At 71.4% G+C, this 22,608-nt stretch carries 23 protein-coding genes; 8 read left to right on the top strand and 15 right to left on the bottom strand.

The annotated features are described in order from the left end of the window. Window positions 1-97: 97 nt before the first annotated feature. A complete protein-coding gene (locus tag DEW08_RS08955; RefSeq protein ID WP_109326356.1) occupies window positions 98-304 on the top strand; it encodes a hypothetical protein in 207 nt (68 codons plus the stop codon). A gap of 5 nt (window positions 305-309) precedes the next feature. On the opposite strand, the gene DEW08_RS08950 is transcribed toward DEW08_RS08955, so the two are convergent. The 11 genes from DEW08_RS08950 to ffh all read right to left on the bottom strand — a co-directional run bounded on the left by DEW08_RS08950 (window position 310) and on the right by ffh (window position 8,951). Further along, window positions 310-1,602 (bottom strand): cation:proton antiporter domain-containing protein, encoded by a 1,293-nt coding sequence (locus tag DEW08_RS08950; protein WP_109326355.1) that lies wholly within the window; start codon window positions 1,600-1,602, stop codon window positions 310-312. 22 nt (window positions 1,603-1,624) lie between these two features. Continuing rightward, on the bottom strand, window positions 1,625-2,290 hold the full coding sequence (gene yihA / locus DEW08_RS08945; protein WP_109326354.1) for a ribosome biogenesis GTP-binding protein YihA/YsxC: 666 nt from the start codon (window positions 2,288-2,290) through the stop codon (window positions 1,625-1,627). Between the two features lie 109 nt (window positions 2,291-2,399). Beyond that, a complete protein-coding gene (gene yidC / locus DEW08_RS08940) occupies window positions 2,400-4,142 on the bottom strand; it encodes a membrane protein insertase YidC (RefSeq protein WP_109326353.1) in 1,743 nt (580 codons plus the stop codon). A gap of 54 nt (window positions 4,143-4,196) precedes the next feature. Continuing rightward, the gene (yidD, locus tag DEW08_RS08935; protein ID WP_109326347.1) at window positions 4,197-4,544 is read right to left on the bottom strand and encodes a membrane protein insertion efficiency factor YidD; all 348 of its coding nucleotides are present in this window, start codon (window positions 4,542-4,544) and stop codon (window positions 4,197-4,199) included. Then, window positions 4,541-4,996: a ribonuclease P protein component gene (rnpA, locus tag DEW08_RS08930; protein WP_109326346.1), complete on the bottom strand. Its 456-nt coding sequence runs from the start codon at window positions 4,994-4,996 to the stop codon at window positions 4,541-4,543. The genes yidD and rnpA overlap by 4 nt, the downstream gene beginning before the upstream one ends. 7 nt (window positions 4,997-5,003) lie before the next feature. Next, window positions 5,004-5,138 carry a 50S ribosomal protein L34 gene (gene rpmH / locus DEW08_RS08925; RefSeq protein WP_109326345.1) on the bottom strand — a complete coding sequence of 45 codons (135 nt, stop codon included), beginning with the start codon at window positions 5,136-5,138 and terminating at the stop codon, window positions 5,004-5,006. 108 nt (window positions 5,139-5,246) lie between these two features. Continuing rightward, complete coding sequence (rplS, locus tag DEW08_RS08920) at window positions 5,247-5,639, bottom strand: 50S ribosomal protein L19 (protein ID WP_109326343.1); 393 nt, start codon at window positions 5,637-5,639, stop codon at window positions 5,247-5,249. 40 nt (window positions 5,640-5,679) lie between these two features. Next, entirely contained in the window at window positions 5,680-6,432 is a 753-nt protein-coding gene (trmD, locus tag DEW08_RS08915; RefSeq protein ID WP_245986617.1) for a tRNA (guanosine(37)-N1)-methyltransferase TrmD, read from the bottom strand. Window positions 6,433-6,491: 59 nt separating this feature from the next. After that, window positions 6,492-7,100: a ribosome maturation factor RimM gene (gene rimM / locus DEW08_RS08910; protein WP_109326341.1), complete on the bottom strand. Its 609-nt coding sequence runs from the start codon at window positions 7,098-7,100 to the stop codon at window positions 6,492-6,494. 69 nt (window positions 7,101-7,169) lie between these two features. Further along, the gene (gene rpsP, locus DEW08_RS08905) at window positions 7,170-7,523 is read right to left on the bottom strand and encodes a 30S ribosomal protein S16 (RefSeq protein ID WP_109326340.1); all 354 of its coding nucleotides are present in this window, start codon (window positions 7,521-7,523) and stop codon (window positions 7,170-7,172) included. Window positions 7,524-7,583: 60 nt separating this feature from the next. Next, complete coding sequence (gene ffh, locus DEW08_RS08900) at window positions 7,584-8,951, bottom strand: signal recognition particle protein (RefSeq protein ID WP_109326332.1); 1,368 nt, start codon at window positions 8,949-8,951, stop codon at window positions 7,584-7,586. 351 nt (window positions 8,952-9,302) lie between these two features. Between ffh and DEW08_RS08895 the strand changes: the two genes are divergently transcribed. Continuing rightward, window positions 9,303-10,628 carry a pentapeptide repeat-containing protein gene (locus DEW08_RS08895; protein WP_245986525.1) on the top strand — a complete coding sequence of 442 codons (1,326 nt, stop codon included), beginning with the start codon at window positions 9,303-9,305 and terminating at the stop codon, window positions 10,626-10,628. Window positions 10,629-10,636: 8 nt separating this feature from the next. Here the strand turns inward: DEW08_RS08895 and DEW08_RS08890 are convergent, their stop codons facing one another. The 4 genes from DEW08_RS08890 to DEW08_RS08875 form a co-directional block, all read right to left on the bottom strand. After that, window positions 10,637-11,335 (bottom strand): hypothetical protein, encoded by a 699-nt coding sequence (locus DEW08_RS08890; RefSeq protein ID WP_146214668.1) that lies wholly within the window; start codon window positions 11,333-11,335, stop codon window positions 10,637-10,639. Between the two features lie 103 nt (window positions 11,336-11,438). Then, window positions 11,439-12,095, bottom strand: a complete 657-nt coding sequence (locus DEW08_RS08885) for a hypothetical protein (RefSeq protein WP_109326329.1) — start codon at window positions 12,093-12,095, stop codon at window positions 11,439-11,441. A 170-nt stretch (window positions 12,096-12,265) separates the two neighbouring features. Then, window positions 12,266-13,570 carry a DUF2336 domain-containing protein gene (locus DEW08_RS08880; RefSeq protein WP_245986524.1) on the bottom strand — a complete coding sequence of 435 codons (1,305 nt, stop codon included), beginning with the start codon at window positions 13,568-13,570 and terminating at the stop codon, window positions 12,266-12,268. Next, a complete protein-coding gene (locus DEW08_RS08875) occupies window positions 13,567-15,324 on the bottom strand; it encodes a sensor domain-containing diguanylate cyclase (protein ID WP_245986522.1) in 1,758 nt (585 codons plus the stop codon). The genes DEW08_RS08880 and DEW08_RS08875 overlap by 4 nt, the downstream gene beginning before the upstream one ends. A 174-nt stretch (window positions 15,325-15,498) precedes the next feature. Here DEW08_RS08875 and DEW08_RS08870 point away from each other — a divergent pair, with 174 nt between their 5' ends. From DEW08_RS08870 to DEW08_RS32190, 6 genes are all read left to right on the top strand, one after another. Beyond that, entirely contained in the window at window positions 15,499-16,254 is a 756-nt protein-coding gene (locus DEW08_RS08870; RefSeq protein WP_109326328.1) for a pyrimidine 5'-nucleotidase, read from the top strand. Between the two features lie 186 nt (window positions 16,255-16,440). Next, entirely contained in the window at window positions 16,441-17,283 is an 843-nt protein-coding gene (gene dapD, locus DEW08_RS08865; RefSeq protein WP_109326321.1) for a 2,3,4,5-tetrahydropyridine-2,6-dicarboxylate N-succinyltransferase, read from the top strand. Window positions 17,284-17,297: 14 nt separating this feature from the next. Continuing rightward, on the top strand, window positions 17,298-18,476 hold the full coding sequence (gene dapE, locus DEW08_RS08860; RefSeq protein ID WP_109326320.1) for a succinyl-diaminopimelate desuccinylase: 1,179 nt from the start codon (window positions 17,298-17,300) through the stop codon (window positions 18,474-18,476). Between the two features lie 5 nt (window positions 18,477-18,481). Beyond that, a complete protein-coding gene (locus DEW08_RS08855; protein ID WP_109326319.1) occupies window positions 18,482-19,051 on the top strand; it encodes a hypothetical protein in 570 nt (189 codons plus the stop codon). A 263-nt stretch (window positions 19,052-19,314) separates the two neighbouring features. Then, complete coding sequence (locus tag DEW08_RS32195; protein ID WP_245986520.1) at window positions 19,315-20,367, top strand: hypothetical protein; 1,053 nt, start codon at window positions 19,315-19,317, stop codon at window positions 20,365-20,367. Window positions 20,368-20,456: 89 nt separating this feature from the next. Next, complete coding sequence (locus DEW08_RS32190) at window positions 20,457-22,598, top strand: PAS domain-containing protein (protein ID WP_342760768.1); 2,142 nt, start codon at window positions 20,457-20,459, stop codon at window positions 22,596-22,598. Window positions 22,599-22,608: the final 10 nt, after the last annotated feature.

The following is a 22,608-nucleotide window of genomic DNA, read 5'->3' as shown; positions in this document are numbered from 1 at the left end:
GGGGTGCCTAGGGGACTTTTTCGTACCCTGCCCCGCACCGGGAACCCCTTGGTCCGCCGGGCGGTTTTCCCTCCGTCCCCGACCGACGGAGGCCCCCATGGACGACCGCCGCATGCCGACTCCGAAGAGCCCCTTCACCGAGGCGCTGAAGAGCGACCCCAAGGAGAACGCCGAAAAGGCCCGCCGCCTCTACGACTCCCCCGACCGGCAGAGCGTGACCGACGCCAACCGCCGGATCCCGGACGACTCCCGGGAGCCGCCGGCCGATCCCGGCAGCGCGGCGAACGTCCGCAGGCCGCTGTAGCGCGCCTACCCCGCCAGCCGGCCGGCCAGCCGCGTCATCGGCTGGGTCAGCGCCGTCACCACCACCGCCATCAGAACCAGCGCGGAGAAGCAGCCGGGCGACAGCACGCCCGCCTCCAGCAGGATGGTCAGCACGATGACCTCCATCAGCCCCTTGCAGGGCATCAGCGCGCCGAGCTGCAGCGCGTCGCCCCAGCGCTCCCCGGCCAGCCGGGCGGGGAACGTGGTGCCCGCCAGCTTGCCGGCCAGCGTCGCCCCGGTCGCCAGCAGGAAGACCGCCCATTGCGCCGGGGCACCGAAATCCAGCGACACCTTCAGCCCGGTCAGCGTGAAGAAGAAGGGCAGCAGCACAAGGGTCGCGAAATGCTCCAGCCGCGCCAGGATCGCGGCGGCGAGGCGGCGCGGCATGGCGGTCCCGGCGACGAAGGCGCCGAGGATGTAGTGCAGCCCGATCAGCTCCGTCACCGCGGCGGAGCCGAGCAGCGCGGTGCAGGTCACCACCACCGCCGTATCGCCCACCTGCCCGTCCGGCGCCACCCGCTCCATCAGCCGGTCGAGCAGCGGGCGCACCACCAGCTCGGTCACGCCGATATAGGCGAAGCCCAGCAGGGCCACCCTGGCCACCTCGCCGAGTCCGGCCGCACTGCCCTCCCCACCTCCGGCAGCCCCACCTCCGGCAGCCCCACCTCCGGCAGCCCCACCTCCGGCAGCCCAGGCGAGCAGGCCGGTGATCAGCACCCAGAGCAGCGCGTCGTTGACCGCGGCATAGCCCAGCGCCAGCCGCCCCACCCGCCGCTCCAGCAACCCCATCTCGCGCAGGATGGCGCCCAGCACCGGCAGGGCCGTCACCCCGACGCAGACGCCGAAGCCGGCGGCGAACAGCCAGGGATCGGCCTTCGGCCCGGCCATGGACGGAAAGCGTTCGGCGATCCACAGCCCCAGCCCGACGCCCAGCAGGGTCGGCAGCAGCATGCTCGTCAGGCTGACGGCGACGAAGGAGCGCCCCCGCCCGCGGAACTCCGCCAGGTCGAGATGCAGACCGGTCAGGAAGGCGAAGAACAGCACCGCCAGCAGGGCGAGGCCCGACAGCGGGGCCAGCGTGGCCGGGGCGAACAGGGCGGCCCACAGGTCGGGCGCCAGCCTGCCGAAGAGCGAGGGGCCGAGCGCGATCCCGAAGAGGATCTGCACGACCACCATGGGGGCCAGCCGCTTCACCCCGGTCAGCCGCCACAGGAAGAACGGGCCGGCGATCAGCACGATCGCCTGGATCAGGAACAGCAGGGTCGGCGGCAGGCTCATGACGGCCGTCGGCCCCGCCCCGTCAGCCGAGCGCCGCGAGCTGGGTGAGGCTGGCGCGGAGCTCCGCGATGCCCACCCCCTTCTCGGAGCTGGTCACATGCACGCCGGGGAAGGCGGCGGGATGCTTCTTCAGCGCGCCCTCGGTGGCGCGGCGGATGGCGTCCAGCGCGTTGGGCTTCACCTTGTCGGCCTTGGTCAGCACGACGACGTAGGGCACCGCCGCCTGATCCAGCATGGTCATGATCTCCTGGTCGCTGGGCTTCAGCCCGTGGCGCGAATCGACCAGGACCAGGGCGCGGCGCAGCGTGACGCGGCCCTTCAGGTAGCGGCGGACCATGTCGTTCCACGCCTCCACCTTCTCCTTCGATTCCTTGGCATAGCCGTAGCCGGGCATGTCGACCAGCATCAGCCGGTTGCCGAGGTTGAAGAAGTTGAGCTGCTGCGTGCGGCCCGGCGTGTTGGAGGTGCGGGCGAGCGTCTTGCGGCCGGTCAGGGCGTTGACGAGGCTGGACTTGCCGACGTTGGAGCGGCCGGCGAAGGCCACCTCGGTCAGCGTCGCCTCGGGAAGCTGGTCGAGCGTCGCCGCCCCCCAGACGAAGTCGCATTCCTTGGCGAACAGCAGCCGGCCGGCCTCGATGGCGGCCTCGTCGAAGCCGGAGATCACGCCGGGCCCGGTCGGGGTGCTCATGGTCAGGGTCTTCCGTCTCGTCTGTTGCACATGGTGCCGGAAATGGAGCCGCCCGCCCCTGCCGCAAGGGCGGGAGCGGGCGGCGGGAAGCGGCGGACGGCCCGTCGCGTCAGGCCTTGACGCCCATGCGGTGCATGATCGTCCACTGCTGCGCGACCGACAGCAGGTTGTTCCAGGCCCAGTAGATCACCAGACCGGCCGGGAAGCCGGCGAGCATGAAGGTGAAGATGATCGGCAGGAACGCGAAGACCTTCTGCTGCACCGGGTCGGGCGGCGCCGGGTTCAGGCGCTGCTGCAGCCACATGGTGACGCCCATGATCAGCGGCCAGGCGCCGAGATGCAGCATGGCCGGCGGGTCCCACGGGATCAGGCCGAACAGGTTGAAGATGGTGGTGGGATCGGGCGCCGACAGGTCGTGGATCCAGCCGAAGAAGGGCGCGTGCCGCATCTCGATGGTGACGAACAGCACCTTGTAGAGCGCGAAGAACACCGGGATCTGGATCAGGATCGGCAGGCAGCCCGACACCGGCGAGACCTTCTCGCGCTTGTAGAGGCCCATCAGCTCCTGGTTCATCCGCTGCGGGTCGTCGGCGAAGCGCTCGCGCAGCGACTGCATCTGCGGCTGCAGCTTCTTCATCTTGCTCATCGCCTGATAGGACTTGTTGGCAAGCGGGAAGAAGGCGGCCTTGACGATGACGGTGAAGACCAGGATGGCGAGGCCGAAGTTGCCCAGCACGCGGCCCAGGAAGTCGAGCGCGTAGAAGAAGGGCTTGGTCAGGAAGTAGAACCAGCCGAAGTCGATCGCCAGGTCGAAGTTGGTGATGCCCAGCTTGTCGGCATAGGCGTCGAGCAGCTTCACCTGCTTGGCGCCGGCGAACAGGCGGCCGGTCTGCGTCGCGGTGGCGCCCGGCGCGACCTCGATCGCCGTGCCCAGCAGGTCGACCTGATAGCGGTCGCTGTTGCCCGGGCTGGAATAGACGTAGCGGGCGGTGACCTTGTCCTTCTGGTCGGGGACCAGGGAGACGAGCCAGTACTTGTCGGTGATGCCGATCCAGCCGCCGGTGGTCTCCTGCGTCAGCGGCTTGCCGGCCTTCCTCAGGTCGTCATAGGACTTCTCCGACAGCTTGCCGTCGAAGACGCCGAGCGGACCCTCGTGCAGGATGTAGTAGCCGGAGGTGAGCGGCGTGCCGCTGCGGGTCACCAGGCTGTAGGGCAGCAGGCGGACCGGCTGCGAGCCGGCGTTGCGCACCGTCTGGGTGACGGTGAACATGTAGTCCTTGTCGACCTCGACCTTGCGCTCGAAGACGAGGCCGCTGCCGTTGTCCCAGGTCAGCAGCAGCGGCTTGTCCGGCGTCAGCGCGGTGCCGTTGGCGGTCCAGCGGGTGTCGGCGCCCGGGGCGGCGACCGAACGGTCCTCCGGCACCCAGCCGAACTCGGCATAGTAGGCGGCGGGCGTGCCGGCCGGGGCCAGCAGCACGATCTCCGGGCTCTTGGGATCCGGGGTCTCGTGGTAGGTGGCCAGCGTCAGGTCGTCGATGCGGCCGCCGACGAGGTTGACCGAGCCGTGCAGCGACGGGGTGTCGATCTTGACGCGGCTGCCGGCGGCGAGCTGCTCGGCCAGCAGGGCGGCGCGGTCCTTGGCCGACTCCGCCGTCGCGAGGCCGGGGATCTGCGGGTTCGCAGCGCCGGGCGCCGTGCCGGGGGCGGGGACCGTCTGTTCCGTCTGGGCGGCCTGCTGGGCGGCGAGCTGCTTCTGCTGCTCGATCCGCGGCTTCTCGTAGAAGAACTGGAAGCCCAGAAGGATGGCGATCGACAGGGCGATCGCGAGGATGAGGTTGCGTTGATCGGTCATGGCGTCCCGGATGGCGTCAGGCCTTACACGAAGGTCGGCGAAACGCGGCCTTGCTTATCGGTTTTGGCCATGCACGGCAACCCCGGCATGGTCCTGGTGGGTGGAGTGGTGCCCGCAGCAGGTGGGGATGCCCCCCTGCCCGTTTCCAGAGGTCTGCTGCGAGGTCTGCGGCGATCCGTCCGCGGACGGCACCGGATCATAGCCCCAGCCGCCCCACGGGTGGCAGCGCAGAAGGCGGCGGACGGTCAGCCAGCCGCCGCGGATGGCGCCGTGCCGTTCCAGCGCCTCCAGCGCATAGGACGAACAGGTGGGCTGGAAGCGGCAATGCCAGCCGACGAAGGGCGACAGCGTCCAGCGGTAGAGAACGACAAGAGCCCGCAAGCCGTGGGCAAGCGGGCTCATGATGACGTCTCTCCGGCCGGGGCCTGCCGCGGCGGGTCCTGCATCGCGCCCTCCCCGCTCCCGCCTCCGCTGCCGGCGTCCCGCCAGAGGCCGAGGCGCTTCAGCGCGGCGCGCAGGTCGCCCAGCAGCTCGGCCCAGGGCCGCTCCGCCGTTCCGGCCCGCGCCACCAGCACGAGGTCGTGACCGGGGGCGGCGTGGCTGGGGAGCAGCAGGCGGGCGGCCTCGCGCAGGCGGCGGCGCGACCGGTTGCGCACGACCGCGTTGCCGACCTTGCGGCTCGCGGTCAGGCCAAGACGAATCAGCGGCTCGCCGGGGGCGGGCCGCTGCCGTTCGTCGTGTCGGCGCACCTGCAGGATCAGGCCGGGGGCCACATGCTTTCGCCTGGTCCCGGCCACGGCCAGAAATTCCGGCCGCCGCTTCAGGCGCCCGACCGCTCGGTCCGGCGCCGCCATCGCGGGATCAGGCGCTGAGGACCTTGCGGCCGCGGGCGCGGCGGCGGGCGATGACCTTGCGGCCGCCGACGGTGGCCATGCGGGCGCGGAACCCGTGACGGCGCTTGCGGACGATCTTGGACGGCTGGTACGTGCGCTTCACGGCACCTGACTCCTGAACTGGACTGTTGAACACCGGCGCCCGCCGGCCTGACGGCTGCGGGCGCCCTTCTTACGAACCTGTTGGGCGAACGGAGGGACGGCCCCGAGATTACTCGGCGGCGGCCTTGTCGTTCATGCCGCGGCCGGTCGTGCGCTCGGCGATACGGGCCGACTTGCCGCGGCGGTCGCGCAGGTAGTACAGCTTGGCGCGGCGGACGTCACCCTTGCGGACCAGCTCCACCGAGTCGATGCGCGGGGAGTACAGCGGGAACACACGCTCCACGCCCTCGCCGTAGCTGATCTTGCGCACGGTGAAGGAGGAGTTCAGCCCGGCGTTGCGGCGGGCGATCACGACGCCCTCGTAGGCCTGGACGCGCTCGCGCGAACCTTCGACCACCTTCACGTTCACGCGGACGGTGTCGCCCGGCGAGAACTCCGGAATGGTCTTGTCGCCGAGGACCTTCTCGATCTGCTCCTGCTCGAGCTTCTGCAACAGGTTCATAGCACTGCCCTTTCTAATCGGTGCGCCTCGCGGCGGACCGTCACTCCGGTTCCGGGCCGGGGCGGCGCGCCGCCCTGCGACCCTTGTTCGACTTCTTCCGATCCTCGGCCGTCCTGCCCGCCTCGTAGCGCGCCCACAGGTCGGGACGACGGTCCCGCGTGATGCGCTCCGCCTCGGCGAGCCGCCAGGCGCGAACCCTTTCGTGGTGCCCGGACAAGAGGACGTCCGGCACCGCGCGTTCCACACCCTGCCCGTCCGCCCAGACGGCCGGCCGGGTGTAGTGGGGATATTCGAGCAATCCCCGTTCGAAACTCTCTTCGCCCGCCGTCGCCTCATTGCCCATGACGCCGGGGAGCAAGCGCACCACGGCGTCGATCAGGCACAGCGCGGCAGGCTCGCCGCCGGACAGCACGAAGTCCCCGAGGCTGACCTCCTCGAGACCGTGCGCATCCAGCACCCGCTCGTCCACCCCCTCGTACCGGCCGCAGAGCAGCGTGACCGTCGGGGTCGCCGCCAGCTCCTTGACCAGGGCCTGGTCCAGCACGCGTCCGCGCGGCGACAGATAGATCAGCCGACCGCGCCCCGCCGCCCCCGCAGGCCCTGCCGTCGCGGTGAGAGCCGCGTCCAGCACGTCGGGCCGCATGACCATGCCTGCCCCTCCGCCGAAGGGGGTGTCGTCGACGGAGCGGTGTTTATCGCGCGCGAACGAGCGAATGTCCACTGATTCCAGCGCCCAGACTCCATTTTCCAACGCCTTGCCGGCCAGGCTGTGGCCGAGCGGCCCCGGAAACATTTCCGGGAACAGCGTCAGAACCTTGACGGTCCAGGCAAGCGGGCCGGCGGCGCCGTGATTCACGGCTCCCCCTCCCCGCCTTCACCGGTTTCAGGGCCTGCCCCGCCCTCCTCCCTGCCGTCGCCGTCGCCGTCCCGGTCGTCCGGGCGGGCTTCGATCACGGCGGGGAGGTCGACGACCAGCCGGCCGCCCCGGACATCCACCAGCGGAACGCAGGCCTTGGAGAAGGGAAGCATCTCCAGGGCCCCGCTTTCCGTGCGGATCTCCAGAACGTCGCCGGCGCCGAAGTCATAGACCGCCTTCACGATGCCGAAACGGGTTCCGTCGGCGAGCTCGGCACGCAGGCCGATCAGGTCGGCGTGGTAGAACTCGTCCTCGTCCTCCGTCTCCGGCAGGGCGGAGCGGTCGACATAGAGCCTCAGCCCCGCCAGGGCCTGCGCCTCCTCCCGGCTGCTCACCCCGTCGACCCGCGCCAGGAACTGGTCCTTGACGGTGCCCTGCAGGGTGATGCGGAAGCTGCGCCGGCCCTCCTCGTCGGTCAGCGGGCCGTAGGCGGTCACCGACGCCGGGTCTCCGGTGAAGCTGCGCAGCTTCACCAGACCCCGCACGCCGTGCGATCCCGCGAACTGGCCGACGCAGACCTTCCGGGAAGGGACAGGGGCGGACATGGCTGTGGTCTTCCGGACGGCGATGGTTTCGAACCGGGTCCCCTCCCCATGCGGGGGAGGGGATCAGGCTCAACCCTCCGCGGCGGCCTTGGCGGCGGCCTCGGCCTTCAGGCGCTCCTGCGCCTTGGCCTTCGGAGCCGACTTCTTCGGGGTCTCGCGGACGGCCGGCTTCTCGACCAGGCCGGCGTTCGCCAGGAACAGCACGACGCGGTCGGTCGGCTGCGCGCCGACGCCCAGCCAGTGCTTGGCGCGCTCGGCGTCCAGAACCACGCGCTGCTCGTGCTCGCGCGGCAGCATCGGGTTGTAGGTGCCGATCTTCTCGATGAAGCGGCCGTCACGCGGGCTGCGGGCATCGGCGATGACGATCGAGTAGAACGGGCGCTTCTTGGCGCCGCCGCGAGCCAGACGGATCTTCAGGGACATTGGTTGGAACTCTTTCTTCGCTGATGTTGAAAGACGTTGGTTGAACGGTTCGCCGCGGCCTTACGAGGGACCGCGGAAATTCTTGGGCAGAAGGCTCTGCAGCCCGTGGCGCATCAGGCCCTTCTGGCCCAGCTTCTGCACCTGCTTCATCATCCCGCGCATCGTCTCGAACTGCTTGAGCAGCTTGTTGACCTCCTGCACGCTCGTGCCGGAGCCCTCGGCGATGCGCCGGCGGCGCGAGGCCTTGATGATGTCGGGGTTCTTGCGTTCCTTCCTGGTCATCGACGAGATGATCGCCTCCTGGCGCTTGATCATCTTGTCGTCGATGTTGGCGTCCTTGAGCTGGTTCTTGATCTTGCCGATGCCCGGCAGCATCCCCATCAGCCCGGACATGCCGCCCATCTTGCGCAGCTGCTTGAGCTGGGAGGCCATGTCGTCCAGGTCGAAGCCCTGGCCCTTCTCCATCTTGCGGGCGAGCTTCTCGGCCTCGTCCTTGTCGATGGTGTCCATGGCCTTCTCGACCAGGGACACCACGTCGCCCATGCCGAGGATGCGGCCGGCGATGCGGTCGGGGTGGAAGGGCTCCAGCGCGTCGACCTTCTCGCCGACGCCCAGCAGCTTGATCGGCTTGCCGGTGATCCGGCGCATCGACAGCGCCGCACCGCCGCGGGCGTCGCCGTCCACGCGGGTCAGCACGATGCCGGTGATGCCGACCCGGTCGTTGAAGTTGGTGGCGACCGTCACCGCGTCCTGGCCGGTCATCGCGTCGGCGACCAGCAGCGTCTCCGCCGGCCGGGTCGCGTCGCGCACCGCCGCGACCTCGGCCATCAGCTCCTCGTCGATGGCGAGGCGGCCGGCGGTGTCGAGCATGACCACGTCGTAGCCTTCCAGCCGCGCCGTCTCCAGCGCGCGCCGGGCGATCGCGACGGGATCCTGGCCGGGGACGATCGGCAGGGTGGCGACGCCCACCTGCTCGCCCAGCACCTTGAGCTGCTCCTGCGCCGCCGGGCGGCGCACGTCGAGCGAGGCCATCAGGACCTTCTTGCGGTCCTTGGTCTTCAGCCGCAGCGCGATCTTGGCGGTGGAGGTCGTCTTGCCCGAGCCCTGCAGGCCGACCATCAGGACCGGCACCGGCGGGGCGGAGTTCAGGTTGATGTCGGAGCCTTCGCCCAGCATCTCCACGAGGTTGTCGTGGACGATCTTGATGACCTGCTGGCCGGGGGTGATGGAGCGCAGGACCTCCTGGCCGACCGACCGCTCCTTGACCTGGCTGACGAACTGCTTGACCACCGGCAGGGCGACGTCGGCCTCCAGCAGAGCGACGCGGACTTCGCGCAGCGCTGCATTGACGTCCTCCTCGCTCAGCGCGCCGCGGCGGCGCAGCTTGTCGAAGATGTCGCCGAGGCGTCCGGTCAGACCTTCGAACATGGGCCAGTGATCCTCACATACGGGTCCGTCGTCCGCACAAAGCCAAAAGCGCCAGTGCGCGACACTCGCGGACTGGCGGAGATAACCCGGCGTCGGGCCGGGGTACCCGGTCTATCGGCTTGGCGGAAGACAGGTCGGCGGAAGATAGGCAAGCCGGCGGCCGGAGTCAACAGCCGGCGACCGCCGCGCGTCCGGCACCGGAACCAAGGGTCGAGATGTCACAAAATGTGACCGTCCTAAGCAGGTTCTTACCCGGAGTTAACGAAATTTTGGCGTATTCGCGATAGACTGGGCAACCACCATTATGAAGGTTCGAGGGTAATGTCGTCCGCGCAAGGCTTCGGGTCGAACATGCCGCGCACGAAGCTGACGCAAGGCCAGCTCAACGCCATCCTGATGCGGCATCAGGCCTTCCGGAAGAGTCAGCCGGGCGGCGTCCGGGCGAACCTGAAGCTGCGCGACCTGTCCCACCTCGACCTCTCGGGCATCGACCTGTCGGATGCCGACCTGTCGGGGGCCAAGCTGTTCAGCGCCCGGCTCAGCGGCGCCAACCTGTCCAACGCCAACCTCTATGCCGCCGACCTCAGGCTCGCCAACCTGGAGCGGGCGGACCTGCGGCGCGCCGACCTGCGCGGCGCCTGCCTGCGCGGGGCCGTGCTCAGCGAGGCCTCGATGGTCGAGGTGGACCTGCGCGACGGCACGCTCCTGCATTACGGCGCCGGCGGCGAGATCAACCCGCACGAGTTCGAGAACTCGGTCCTGACGTCGGAGCTGACGGCGGCCAGCATGCGCAACGCCGACCTGTCGCGCGCCAAGGTCGCCAACGCCTTCGTCATGCAGGCCGACCTGACCGACGCCATCATGCGCGGCACCAAGTTCATGCGGGCGAACCTGACCAACGCCAACATGACCGGCTGCGACCTCAGCGACGCCGACCTGACGGAGGCCAACCTCACCGGCGCCCGCCTGTCCGGCGCGGTGATGACCGGCTGCGCCATCAACCGCACCAACTTCGCCGGCGCCACCCTGATCGGCGCCATCCTCGACGCCGCCCAGCTCCGCTCACCCAACCTGCAGGCCGCGGTGATGGCCAAGGTGCTGGAGAACCCGGAGGACGATCTGCGGGAGATCCTGCTGCTGCACGCCACCTGGATCGACAGCGGCGGGCGCAACGGCAAGCGCGCCGACCTCTCCGCCATCGACCTGTCGGGCCGCGTGCTGGACGGGATCAACCTGTCGGCGGCGATCCTGCAATGCATCACGCTGCGCAACGCCTCGCTGCCCGGCGCCACGCTGGCGATCGCCGACATGTCGCTGTCGGATCTGCGCAACGTCGACTTCACCGGCGCCGACCTGCGCGGCGCCAACCTGGAGCGGGCGACCCTGACCGGCGCCAACCTGTCCGGCGCCCAGCTCGGCCCGGTGCACATCCAGTCGATGAGCAACCACGTCTGGCGCGCCAACCTGCAGCGCGCCCGGCTGGGCATGGCTCAGCTGCGCAACGCCGACCTGCGCAAGGCGAACCTTGCCGGCGCCAACCTCGCCGGATCCGACCTGCGCGGCGCCAACCTCAGCGAGGCGGACCTGACCGGCGCCGACCTGACCGGGGCGTCGATGGACGGTGCCATTCTCGACGATGCCAAGTCGGGCGACGCCATCGGACTGGCGGTGGCCTGACGGCCCCCTCAACCCTCCCGCGATCCCTCGCGCGACGGGGGGCGGCGTCCCACCCAGGCGCCGGAGCTGTAGGCCGTCCGCACATGGCGGATCAGCAGGTTGCGCGCCTCGATCAGCTGCGCCATCCGCTCGCGGCAGGCGACCACCCCGGTGTCGGGATGGTAGACCGGCGCCAGCTCGCGGAACCGCTTCACCACCCGGTCCTCGTCGAAGCACCATTCGTTGACGAAGCCGAAGAGCTGGGCGGCGTCGCGCACCTGCGTCACCTGCCCGTCGAGCGGCCGGAAGGACACCCGCTCCAGCGCCTGGGTCAGCGCCTTGTTGCGGTAGGCCAGCGACTCGGCCGCCCCCTCCAGCCGGTCGAGCTCCGCCCGCGGCACCAGCCGCCAGGACGGGTCGGCCAGCGCCACCGCGGCGGCCAGCGCCCGGCGGGCCGCCCCCTCCTCCAGCCCGGCGGGCAGGCGCAGGACCAGCGTCTCGAACGCCTCGGGAAAGCCCGGATCGGGCAGCGCGGCCGGCGCCAGCAACAGGGCGGCGCCGGCGATGTCCGACGGGTCGCAGCCGCGCGCGGCGGCAAGCCTGAGGACCGCCGCCTTCAGCCGGGGGCAGCAGCGCAGCAGATGGCAGCGCGGAGCCGGCGCCGACCGGCCGGGCAGGTCGAACCCGTCGTCCATCCCCTGGTGAGGAGAGCCATCCGGAGCGGTCATGGGAAGCGCCAACAGCTTGTGTGTGCGGCGCGAGTGTACCCCAACCGATAGGATAATCGCAACCGCCCCACCGACTTGCCCCGGATGGCCGCCGCCCGGCGCCTCAGCGCCGCAGCACGGCCGGCTTGGGCGGCGGCAGCTTGTCGAGCAGATCGGCGATATAGGCGGTCTCGTCCTTGCCCGACATCGCGGCGAAGCCCTTCAGCATCTGGCTGCCGAAGGCGAAGACGCCGGCCAGGTCGATGCGCCACTGGCCGCCCTCGCGCACGAAGTCGGCGGGAACCAGCGCCGGCCGGTTGTCGACCATCAGCAGGCCGGAGGCGCGGTCGCCCTTCACCCGCACGGGACCCAGGCTGCTGCCGGCGATGATGTTGGGACCGAGCCAGCCCTGCTTCAGCCCATGGTCGGCCAGATCGCCGAGCGACATGCGGCGCAGCTCGGCCGGGTTGACGTAGCGGCGCAGCCCCATGGCGGCGAAGCGCTCGGCCGGCTCCAGCTTCTCCACGGCACCGTCGCCGGGCGTGCGCGCCGCCGTCCGCACCGACTCCAGCGAGCGGACCGAGGCGCGGGAGAGCAAGGGGACCACGTCGCCGCCGCGATGGGCGGCCAGCGCCGAACGGGCCGACTCGAAGACGGCCGCGACCTCACGCTCCTCCGCCGTCGCCCGCGGTGGCGCGGCGCTGGCGGGGACCACGGACAGGGGCGCGGACAGCGGGACGGACAACAGGGCGAGACAGACGGCGGCGAACAGCGAGCGCATGAACCGTTCCATTCAATACCGGTCACCCCGCCATCAACAGCCGGGACGACCGCTTTCATCCGGAATTTTCCCCGCCCCGGCAGCCGGGGAGGAGCACCGGGCATATCAGGCACCAGGCATATCCAGGGAGACGGGCCGTCCTCCGCACCGGGTCCGCCGCTCCCCGGCCGTCAGCCCTTCGCCTCGATCCCGAAGAATTCGAGCTGCCAGCGCATCTCCTCGTCGGTCATCGGGTAATGGACGCCGTCGCGGGCGTTGAGCGCGGTCTTCGGCGGGATCTGGGCGATGCGGAGCTGCACCTGCCGGGCGAATCGCATGCTCAGCCCGGCCCGCCACACCAGCGCGGTGACCGCGCGCGGCGCGTGGGTGCCGATGATGCGGTCGACGATGGGAAGGCCGATCTGCGCCAGCTCGGCCAGCCCGGCCAGCACGAAGGCGCGGTCGCCCTCGGTCAGCGATCCTTCCAGCAACGCCTCGGTCAGCTTGCCTTCCTTGTTCAGCCGGGCGGCGCGGTCGGACGGCCGTTCCGCCGGCTTCTCCTCCGCCGCCAGCTCCTCGCCGAAATCGACGGGTCCGAGCGGGCGGCCCGGCCCCTGGCCGGAGGCCGCCTTGCCCACCCGCACCCGCACCGCCTCGGCCAGGGCGCGGGCGGCGTCGGGGGCAAGGTCGCTGCGCTCCTGCAGGGCCTTCAGCAGATTGTCGGCGACGAAGCTGGCGAGCCGGGCGACGGCGCGGGCCGGCAGGCGCGGCCGGCGCACCAGCGGGGCGTGCCAGGGTTCGTGCTGCGGCGCCTGGTCCAGGATGCGGTCCAGCGTCTCCTCGCGGATCTGGGCCGAGGGGTTGGCGAGCAGGGCGGTGACCGCCGCCTCGTCGTCGGAGCGGGCGATGGCGTCGGCGACCGAGGCCGAGACCTCGCGCCGGCTGGCGATGGCCGACATGGCGCCGGCCACCGGCCCCTTCATGATGATGTCGACCAGATCCTCTTCGGTGAGGATCGGCGAATGCTGCAGCACCGGGGCGCAGACCGACAGCTCGACGTCGCGGGCCAGCGTGTTGATGACGCCGTGCGGCGCGTTCGGCAGGTCCTTCAGCGCTTCCGACAGGATGCCGCGCACCTCGCTCGCCTGATCGCGCGCCAGCGTCTCCAGGCATTCCACGGTGAAGCGCTCGATCTGCGCCGCCTGGTCGGCCGACAGGTCGGGCAGCAGCCGGGCGACCTTCTTGGCGACGGCGCTGCGCACCGACAGCTCGCGGTCCTTGGCCAGCAGCAGGTCGGCCTGCCGCGGCGTGCCGTGGTTGGTGGCAATGGCCTTGCGCACCTCGGCCGCCGTGTCGGCGGCCAGGAAATACAGCAGCTCCGGCCGGGTCCGCGGGTGTTCGGCGACCCGACGGCGCACCGCCGGGTCGGCGCTGCGCGCCATCTGCTTGGCGGCTTCGTAATCGGTCGGATCGAGCGTATCGGGACGCTGGCTCACGGTGCCGTCTCCGCAACAGTCTCCGCCCCCTGCGGGCGCGGGGTCCCGGAATGGGCGGGGGCCAGGGCGTAATGGCCCTTGCCGTGCTTCTTGGCGTCGTACATCGCGGCGTCGGCGCGGTCGGTCAGCTCCTGCACCGACTCGCCGTGGCCGGGCACATGCACGGCGATGCCGATCGACAGGCCCAGCGGCTTGTCCGGGCTGGCCGACAGGTGGCGCAGCGCCGCGATGCCGGTCAGCAGCCGGTCGGCGACGATCTTCGCCCGCTCCTCGTCGGTGCGGCCGAGCCACAGCACGAACTCGTCGCCGCCCAGCCGGCCCGGCAGGTCGCCCGGCCGCACGCCGGTCGACAACAGCGTGCCGATCGACTTCAGCACCACGTCGCCCTGCTGGTGGCCGTGCAGGTCGTTGACCGCCTTGAAATTGTCGAGGTCGACGTAGAGCAGGGCCGACGGGCCGCTCTCCGGCCGGGACAGTGCCTCCTCCAGCCGCTCGAAGAAGGTGCGGCGGTTGAACAGGCCGGTCAGCCCGTCGCGCTCCGACAGGCGGCGCAGCCGCTCCTGGTAGGCGAGGTGGGCGTGCGCGATGCCGATATGGTCGGCCACGCCGGACAGCAGGGTCCGGTCCTCCTCGTCCCACGGCTCGGCATCCTCGCCGCGCCACACCAGCACGGCGCCGGTCATGCCCTCGCGGTATTCGGTACGTGCGGCCAGCGTGTGCGCCACGTCGAAGCGGCGCGCGACCACCGACTCGGCCCCCTCCTCCGCCCTCGGGTCCGGCTGGCCGCCGGCCAGCAGCGGGCGCAGGGCCTCCTCCGCCACGCCGGCGGGAATCTCGCCGCCGAACTCCGCCGCCAGCAGCAGCGGCGCGCCGTCGGTGGCGCGGTAGATGCGGCAGCCGTCGGCGCCCAGCGCGCGGGCCGTCTCCGCCGCGGCGACCGCCAGCGCCTCCGCGGCGTCCAGCCGGTCGCGCAGCGTGTGGACGATGTGGGCCAGCAGCTTCTCGCGGTTCCGCACCCGCGCCAGCTCGGCCGAGCGCAGCACCTGGTCGGTCACCTCGCGGCAGACCCCGCGCGCGCCGAGCCATGTCCCGTCCGTGTCGTAGAGCGGCAGGGCGGAGGCGACGAGGCAGGCCGGCGTCCCCTCCGCCGTCTTCAGCCACAGCTCGCTCTGGTCCACCGGGCGGTGGCTGTCGAAGGGCAGCGGCAGGTCGCCCCATTCGTCGATCGCCAGGCTGCGCGGGTCGCGGCCGATCAGCGACTCGGCGGTGTAGCCGAGCGCCCCCTTGGGCGTCACGAAGACGAACCGGCCGTCCGGCCCGGTCTCCCACGCGAAGTCCGAGGAGACCTCCACCAGATCCTTGTAGCGGCGGCGCGACTCGGTCAGCGTGTGGCGGAGCTGGCGCTCCAGCGTGTCGTCGCGGCCCAGCAGCAGGGCGCCGCCGTCGGGCAGCGGCACGCCGGCCCATTCCACGATCATGATGCCGCGGACCGTCTCCACCGGGACGGAGCGCAGCCCCGGCGCGACGCTGGAGCCGGCCAGCCACGACCGCACGTCGGCCAGCCAGCGCGGATCGCTCTCCACCATATGCTCCGCCTCGGCGTTCGCCTCGGCCACCGAGCCGTCGGGCGCCAGCCGCAGCGCCGGCCCCGGATAGGCCGCCACGACGGCCGAGGGGGACGCGGCACGACCGGCGTCGGCGAAGGGAACCGGGGGCGAGCCGGCCCCGGAACGGTCAGGCGAAATGTCGGCCACGGGCAAAACTTACGGATGCGATCGTCCGATCGGAAGGCGACATGCTACCGGTTCGCCGGTCCGACCGCAATCAACCAGCAGGCCTCGCGGTCGGATGCTGCATGCGACCATCTTCCAGTGTCCCGGCAATGTCGCGGCTTGCCGGACGCCGTGCGGCACCCCATTCTCCGCCGCATGAGCCAGACGAACCCGCCCCGGACGACTCCCCTCTCCCCCGCCCTCTCCGCGGCCCGCGGCCCCGATGGCCGGGACGCCGGCCTCGCCGCCCTGCGCGAGACGGAGGTGTGGGTCTTCGACCTCGACAACACGCTCTATCCGGCCTCCTGCAACCTGTTCGCCCAGGTGGACCGCCGCATCAGCGAGTTCATCGCCGGTCATTTCGGCATCCCCTTCGACGAGGCGCGCACCCGCCAGAAGCAGTTCTTCCGCGATTACGGCACCACGCTGCGCGGGCTGATGGTGGAGCACGACGTCGATCCCGTCGCCTACATGGACTTCGTCCACGACATCGACGTGACGGGCGTCGCGCCGTCGCCGCTGCTGACCGAGGCGCTGGACCGGCTTCCCGGCCGCAAGATCATCTTCACCAACGGGTCGGTGAAGCATGCCGCCAACGTCGCCGGACGGCTCGGCATCGCCGACCGGTTCGAGGCGGTCTTCGACATCGCCGCCGCCGACTATGTGCCGAAGCCCGACCCGCGGCCCTACGCCACGCTGGTGGAGCGGTTCGGCATCGCCCCGGCGCGCGCCTGCATGGTGGAGGACATCGCCCGCAACCTCGCCCCCGCCCATGCGCTGGGCATGACCACCGTCTGGGTCCGCGGCGAACAGGATTACGAGCGCGCCGGCGTCGGCGCCGGCCTGCAGATCGACCACACGGTCGACGACCTGCCCTCCTGGCTCGCCGCCGTGGCGGGGCTGGCGGGCTGAGGCCGCGGCCGGCCGGCCCGGCTGGCGGCGGCCTTGGTTGGCAGGGGCATCGGTCGGCCGGTGCAGTGGTTGGCGGGCGCACCCGTTGACAGCCGTCCTGGGCCGCTCCATGGTGCGGTCCCTTTCCTTTTCACCCGCCAACCGACGCCGGTCCACCGGCCGGCGTCACAGACGGACGACCGCGCCATGAGCCACGCCACCCTCGAAGCCGCCATCAACGACGCCTGGGAGAACCGCGACACGGTGACCACCGCGACGCAGGGACCCATCCGCAACGCCGTCAACGAGGCGCTGGACGGCCTCGACGCCGGCGACCTCCGCGTGGCGGAGAAGAAGGGCGACGCCTGGGTCGTCAACCAGTGGCTCAAGAAGGCGGTGCTGCTGTCCTTCCGCCTGAACGGGAACGAGGCGATCCCCGGCGCCCCCGGCGGCGCCTCCTGGTTCGACAAGGTCGCCCCGAAGTTCGAGGGGTGGAGCGAGCAGCAGTTCCAGGCCGCCGGCTTCCGCGCCGTGCCGGGCGCCATCGTGCGCCGCTCCGCCTACATCGCGCCGGGCGTCATCCTGATGCCCAGCTTCGTCAACCTCGGCGCCTACGTCGACGGCGGCACCATGGTCGACACCTGGGTGACCGTCGGCTCCTGCGCCCAGATCGGCCGGAACGTGCACCTGTCGGGCGGCGTCGGCATCGGCGGCGTGCTGGAGCCGCTGCAGGCCGGCCCGGTCATCATCGAGGACGACTGCTTCATCGGCGCCCGCTCCGAGGTGGTGGAAGGCGTGGTGGTGGAGCGCGGGGCCGTGCTCTCCATGGGCTGCTACATCGGCGCCTCGACCAAGATCGTCGACCGCAACACCGGCGAGGTCTTCATCGGCCGCGTCCCGGCCTATTCGGTGGTCGTCCCCGGCACCCTGCCGGGCAAGCCGCTGCCCGACGGCACTCCGGGCCCGGGCCTCTACTGCTGCGTCATCGTCAAGCGGGTGGACGAGCAGACCCGCTCCAAGACCTCGATCAACGACCTGCTGCGCGACTGACCGGACGCCCCTCCATGACGACCGACGCCGCCTCCCCGCCCGCCGACCTCGCCGTCACCCTGGCCCGCGACCTGATCCGCTGCCCCAGCGTGACGCCGCGCGACGACGGCGCGCTCGACGTCCTGGAGGCGGCGCTGGCGCCGCTGGGCTTCACCTGCCACCGCCTGCGCTTCGAGCAGGAGGGCACGGCGCCGGTCGACAACCTCTATGCCCGGCTGGGGACCGGGGGGCCGAACTTCTGCTTCGCCGGCCACACCGACGTGGTGCCGCCGGGCGAGCTGAAGGGCTGGTCGATCGATCCCTTCGCCGGCGAGATCCGGAACGGCCGGCTCTACGGCCGGGGCGCGGTCGACATGAAGGGCGCCATCGCCTGCTTCGTCGCCGCCACCGCCCGCCACCTCGCGGAGAAGGGCCGGCCCGGCGGCTCGATCAGCCTCCTCATCACCGGCGACGAGGAAGGGGTGGCGATCAACGGCACGAAGAAGGTGCTGGACTGGCTGAAGCAGCGCGGCGAGCGGCTCGACGCCTGCGTGGTGGGGGAGCCGACGAACCCCGGGGCGCTCGGCGACATGATCAAGATCGGCCGGCGCGGCAGCCTGACCGGGTACCTGACGGTCTTCGGCGCGCAGGGCCACACCGCCTACCCGCATCTCGCCGACAATCCGCTGCCGCGGCTGGTGCGCATGCTGGCCGCCATCACCGAAACGCCGATGGACGAGGGCACCGCCCACTTCCAGCCCTCCACCCTGGCGCTGACCACCATCGACGTCGGCAACCCGGCCAACAACGTCATTCCCGCCGCGGGGCGGGCGACCTTCAACATCCGCTTCAACGACGCCCACACCCCGGCCGGCATCGAGTCGTGGCTGCGCCGGTGCTTCGACGCGGTGGGCGGCGCCTATGAGCTGGAGATCCAGTGCTCGGGCGAGAGCTTCCTGACGCCGCCCGGCCCGCTGACCGAGCTGGTGGCCGACGCGGCGGAGGCGGTGACCGGCCGCCGGCCGGAATATTCGACCACCGGCGGCACCTCCGACGCCCGCTTCATCAAGGACCACTGCCCGGTGGTGGAGTTCGGGCTGGTCGGCCAGACCATGCACAAGGTCGACGAGCATGTGGCGGTCGAGGATCTGGCCCGGCTGACCGACATCTACGGCCGGATCCTGAACGGCGTCTTCGACCGCCTCGCCGGATAACCTCCATGCCGCCGAGCAGCCGGCAGATCCTGATCTCGCTCTATGCGGCCTACCGGCTCGCGCGGTTCGACCGCGGCGGGCTCGATCTGCTCGACCGCCGGCCGGAGGGGGCGCTCGCCTCCTTCTACGCCGCGGTGGTGGTCCTGCCGGCCTATGCGCTGCTGCTGGCGATCCGGCTGTGGCCGCAGATCCAGGACACCCCCCTGCCGCAGCTCCTGACCGTCGAGGCCATCGCCTATGTGGTGAGCTGGACGGCCTTCCCCCTGGCGCTCCACCGCATCGCCGGGCTGCTCGACCGCGCCGACCGCTTCCCCGGCGCCGTCTGCGCCTACAACTGGTCGGCGGTCGTCCAGATGGCGGTCTATCTGCCCGTCGTGGTGCTGTCCGCCACCGGCCTGCTGCCGCCGGTCCTGGCCGAGGCGCTGGTGCTCGGCGTGATGATGGCGATGCTGACCTACGAGTGGTTCGTCCTGCGCACGGCCCTCGACATCTCCGGCCCGGCCGCCGCGGCCCTCGTCCTGGTCGACCTGTTCCTGTCGGCCCTGGTCACCGACTACGCCGACGGCCTGCTGTAACCCCTCCCCTTCCGCGCTTCCCATCGTAAAGTAACCGGCTGAGGCAACATCGGCCGGTTAGAACTCGCACGCCGACGCTCCGGATATTTTGCAGTGCAAACGCGGCGCCGCAGCGAAAAGAGTCAAGGCTCCTAACAAAACGGCCCTCAACCCTTTGATAAGGCGCGTCACAACTCACTACTATGTTTCGAAATGGCAATAATCATCATATGCCGGTTTTCCGATTGCTCTCCTTATTCGAATTCTTCTAACATTCGCATACGATGATATTCCTTATCGGCAGGCACAATTCCGCGGGTGGGGGCAAGGTCGTGGTCGAGCTGCGCCATCTCTTCGGACTGATTGCGGCGGTCCTCACCCCGATGGTCGTCTGCCTCGGCACCTTCCTGGTCTTTCTCGACCGGGGCGCCGACCTTCATGCCGGACTGGAACTTCGATCGGCCGCACGGGAGGTCGCGGCACAGGCCGCCGCCGCGGTCGGACGCGACATCGCCGCCCTGACCACGCTCGCCAGCGCCGCCGCGCTCGACACCGCCGACCATGCCGCCTTCCGCGCCCAGGCCGAGCGGGCGCTCGGCAACGGGCTGGGCTGGCTGGGGATCATCCTGGCCGACGACAGCCGGCAGATCGTCAACACCCGCGTGACCGGCGGCGAGGAGATGCCGCCCCTCCACCTGCCGTCGGACATCTGGCGCGTCCTCCAGGCCGGCCGGCCGGACCTGTCGCCGGTCCTCGCCGACCGCTACCGCTTCGGCCAGCCGCTGGTCGCGGTGCGGGTGCCGGTGGTGCGCAGCGGGGTCGCCCGCTATGTCCTGATCGCGCTGGTGCCGGCCAGCCGCTTCGCCGAACTGCTGCAGGCGCAGATGCGCGGCTCCGCCGACCGGGCCCCCGGCGGACTGCTGGTCATCGACCAGCGCGACCGCATCGTCGCCCGCCGCGGCATCTTCTCCGGGCCGGAGATGGAGGTCGGCATGCCCGCCCCGGCCGCCCTCCTGGGGTGGCCGACGAACACGGCGTCTTCACCGCCGGCCTGCCCGGCGACCGCACCGTCCATGCCGCCCGGGCCGAGCTGGCGCCCCATGGCTGGAGGGTCGTCCTGGCGGCGGCCGAGCACCCCCTGTCCGACCGCTTCATGGAGACGCCGCCCGGCGCCGCCCCGGCCACGCTCGCGACGCTGGCGGCCGGCATCGCCCTGCTGGTCTCGCTGGCCGCCGGCTGGGCGGTCTCGGGCCGCATCCGGGCGCGGGCCGCCCTTCGCCCGGCGCTGGCGGCGGAGCGGCGGCTGGCCGAGATCGCCGCCCACATCCCGGGGCTGATCTACCGCCGCACCGAGTTCCCCGACGGCACCTCCCGCTACGACTTCCGGGCCGGCGGCCTGTCGGGCGAGATCCGCGACCTGCCGGAGATGCCGGTGGGCAGCTTCGGCGAAAGCCAGTCGCCGGTCTGCTTCGAGCAGGAGGTCGTGATGTCCGACGGCAGCCGGCGCTGGCTGCGCTGCGTCGCGGCGCCGATGTCGCTGCCCGACGGGGCGGTGGTGTGGGACGGCCTGGCGCTGGACGTCACCGACCTGCGCCAGGCCGAGGCGGCGCTGCGCGACAGCGAGAGCCGCCTGCGCCTGGCGCAGGAGGCCGCCGGCATCACCACCTGGGACTGGGATCTGGAGAGCGGCCGGATCGTCTGGTCGCGCGCGATCACCGGGCTTCCCCCGCTGCCCGACTCCGCCGTGGACCAGCCGCAGGTGCTCGACCCCCTGGCGCTGGCCCGCCACTTCACCACCCCCTGCGACCGCGAAACGGCGCTGGAGACCGTCGCCCATGCCATGCGGGAGGAGGCGGACCTGGACTTCCGCTGCCGCCTCGACCAGCCGGACGGCAGCCGGCGCTGGCTGATCTGCCTCGGCCGCAGCATCGCCGGCCAGCAGGGCCGGCCGGCGCGCATGATCGGCATCCTGCGCGACATCACCCCCTACCTGGAGGCGCAGGAGGCGCTGCGCGCCGCCAAGACCGCGCTGGAGCTGGAGGTGTCGGGCCGCCGCCGGACCGAGGCGGTGCTGGAGACGCTCTACGCCACCGCCCCCACCGGCCTGTGCGTCGTCGATCCCGACCTGCGGCTGCGCCACATCAACCAGCGCTTCGCCGCCCTCGGCACCCTGCCGCCCCACGCCTATCTCGGCCGCAAGCTGGGGGAGGCGCTGCCCGCCCCGCTGGCGGCGGTGCTGGAGCCGCTGTGCCGCCGCATGATGGAGACCGGGCTCCCCGTGCAGGACCAGGAGGCGGTCGCCCGGCTGCCCGACGGGACCGGGCCGGAGCGGCACTGGCTGGTCAGCCTGCACCCGCTGCGCCATCCCGACGGCACGCTGGGCGCCATCAACCTGATGCTGCAGGACATCACCGAGAGCAAGGCGATGGAGGCCACGCTGCGGCTGGCGCTGGAGGAGTCGCGGCTGGCCATCGCGGCCAAGGCCAAGTTCTTCGCCGCCGCCAGCCACGACCTGCGCCAGCCGGTCCAGACCCTCTTCCTGTTCGCCCACGCCCTGCACGAGCGGCTGCGCGACCATCCGGCCCAGGCGCTGGTCGCCACCATGCAGCAGGCGCTGGAGGGCATGAAGTCGCTGATCGACACGCTGCTCGACATCTCCCGTCTCGACTCGGGCGCGGTGGAGCCGAAGGTGACCGAGTTCCCGCTGATCGCCCTGCTGCAGCGGTTGCAGGCCGACTACGAGCCGCGGATGGCGGCCAAGGGGCTGCGGCTGCGGCTGGTCGGTTCGCAGGCCTGGGTGCGCAGCGACACGCTGCTGCTCGGCCGCATCCTCGGCAACCTGCTGGAGAACGCGCTGAAATACACCGACCGGGGAGAGGTCCTGATCGGCTGCCGGCATCGCGGCGGCCAGCTCCGCATCGAGGTGTGGGATACCGGCTGCGGCATCCCGGAGGACAAGCAGGCCGCCATCTTCGAGGAATTCGTCCAGCTCGGCGACCGGCCGCCCACCGCGGCGGAGGGGCTGGGGCTCGGCCTGTCGATCGTCCAGCGCCTCGCCCGGCTGCTGGGGCACGAGCTGGGGGTGCGCTCCCGGCCGGGCCGGGGCTCGGTCTTCTCGATCGCCGTCCCGCGCGCCGGCAGCGCCGTCGAGGCGCCGCAGCGCCCGCCCCTGCTGATCGCCGGCGGCACGGCGGACCGGCCGCTGGCCGTCGTCATCGACGACGACACCACCATCCTGACCGCACTCGGCATCCTGCTCGACGAATGGGGGTGGGAGGTGCTGACGGCCGAAACCGCGCCGGATGCCATGGGGGCGATCGCCGGCAGCCGGCGCCGTCCCGACCTGATCATCGCCGACTACACGCTGGACGGCCCGGCGACCGGCACCGACGTGGTGCGCGACATCCGCAGCTACTGCAACTTCCCCGTCCCGGCCATCGTGCTGACCGGCGACACCAAGCCCGAACGCGCGCTGGAGGTCGGCCGCATCGGCTCGCACCTGCTGGTCAAGCCGGTCACGCCGGAAACCCTGCACGAGCTGATCCGGCGCCTCGCGGCCGGCGGGTGAGAACGCCGGC

It is taken from the genome of Azospirillum thermophilum, from assembly GCF_003130795.1.
GTDB classification, from domain to species: domain Bacteria; phylum Pseudomonadota; class Alphaproteobacteria; order Azospirillales; family Azospirillaceae; genus Azospirillum; species Azospirillum thermophilum.
This window is presented reverse-complemented; position numbering and strand designations above follow the sequence as displayed.

What these genes read in the sequence shown, in the direction of transcription:
- DEW08_RS08955 (WP_109326356.1), top strand. Translation starts at nt 98, where the DNA reads ATGGACGACCGCCGCATGCCGACTCCGAAGAGCCCCTTCACCGAGGCG.
- rnpA (WP_109326346.1), bottom strand. Translation starts at nt 4,996, where the DNA reads ATGGCGGCGCCGGACCGAGCGGTCGGGCGCCTGAAGCGGCGGCCGGAA.
- DEW08_RS08890 (WP_146214668.1), bottom strand. Translation starts at nt 11,335, where the DNA reads ATGACCGCTCCGGATGGCTCTCCTCACCAGGGGATGGACGACGGGTTC.
- DEW08_RS32195 (WP_245986520.1), top strand. Translation starts at nt 19,315, where the DNA reads ATGATATTCCTTATCGGCAGGCACAATTCCGCGGGTGGGGGCAAGGTC.
- DEW08_RS08895 (WP_245986525.1), top strand. Translation starts at nt 9,303, where the DNA reads ATGCCGCGCACGAAGCTGACGCAAGGCCAGCTCAACGCCATCCTGATG.
- DEW08_RS08870 (WP_109326328.1), top strand. Translation starts at nt 15,499, where the DNA reads ATGAGCCAGACGAACCCGCCCCGGACGACTCCCCTCTCCCCCGCCCTC.
- rplS (WP_109326343.1), bottom strand. Translation starts at nt 5,639, where the DNA reads ATGAACCTGTTGCAGAAGCTCGAGCAGGAGCAGATCGAGAAGGTCCTC.
- DEW08_RS08855 (WP_109326319.1), top strand. Translation starts at nt 18,482, where the DNA reads ATGCCGCCGAGCAGCCGGCAGATCCTGATCTCGCTCTATGCGGCCTAC.
- DEW08_RS08885 (WP_109326329.1), bottom strand. Translation starts at nt 12,095, where the DNA reads ATGCGCTCGCTGTTCGCCGCCGTCTGTCTCGCCCTGTTGTCCGTCCCG.
- dapE (WP_109326320.1), top strand. Translation starts at nt 17,298, where the DNA reads ATGACGACCGACGCCGCCTCCCCGCCCGCCGACCTCGCCGTCACCCTG.
- trmD (WP_245986617.1), bottom strand. Translation starts at nt 6,432, where the DNA reads ATGTTTCCGGGGCCGCTCGGCCACAGCCTGGCCGGCAAGGCGTTGGAA.
- rpsP (WP_109326340.1), bottom strand. Translation starts at nt 7,523, where the DNA reads ATGTCCCTGAAGATCCGTCTGGCTCGCGGCGGCGCCAAGAAGCGCCCG.
- DEW08_RS32190 (WP_342760768.1), top strand. Translation starts at nt 20,457, where the DNA reads ATGCCGGTGGGCAGCTTCGGCGAAAGCCAGTCGCCGGTCTGCTTCGAG.
- ffh (WP_109326332.1), bottom strand. Translation starts at nt 8,951, where the DNA reads ATGTTCGAAGGTCTGACCGGACGCCTCGGCGACATCTTCGACAAGCTG.
- yihA (WP_109326354.1), bottom strand. Translation starts at nt 2,290, where the DNA reads ATGAGCACCCCGACCGGGCCCGGCGTGATCTCCGGCTTCGACGAGGCC.
- yidC (WP_109326353.1), bottom strand. Translation starts at nt 4,142, where the DNA reads ATGACCGATCAACGCAACCTCATCCTCGCGATCGCCCTGTCGATCGCC.
- yidD (WP_109326347.1), bottom strand. Translation starts at nt 4,544, where the DNA reads ATGAGCCCGCTTGCCCACGGCTTGCGGGCTCTTGTCGTTCTCTACCGC.
- rimM (WP_109326341.1), bottom strand. Translation starts at nt 7,100, where the DNA reads ATGTCCGCCCCTGTCCCTTCCCGGAAGGTCTGCGTCGGCCAGTTCGCG.
- DEW08_RS08950 (WP_109326355.1), bottom strand. Translation starts at nt 1,602, where the DNA reads ATGAGCCTGCCGCCGACCCTGCTGTTCCTGATCCAGGCGATCGTGCTG.
- dapD (WP_109326321.1), top strand. Translation starts at nt 16,441, where the DNA reads ATGAGCCACGCCACCCTCGAAGCCGCCATCAACGACGCCTGGGAGAAC.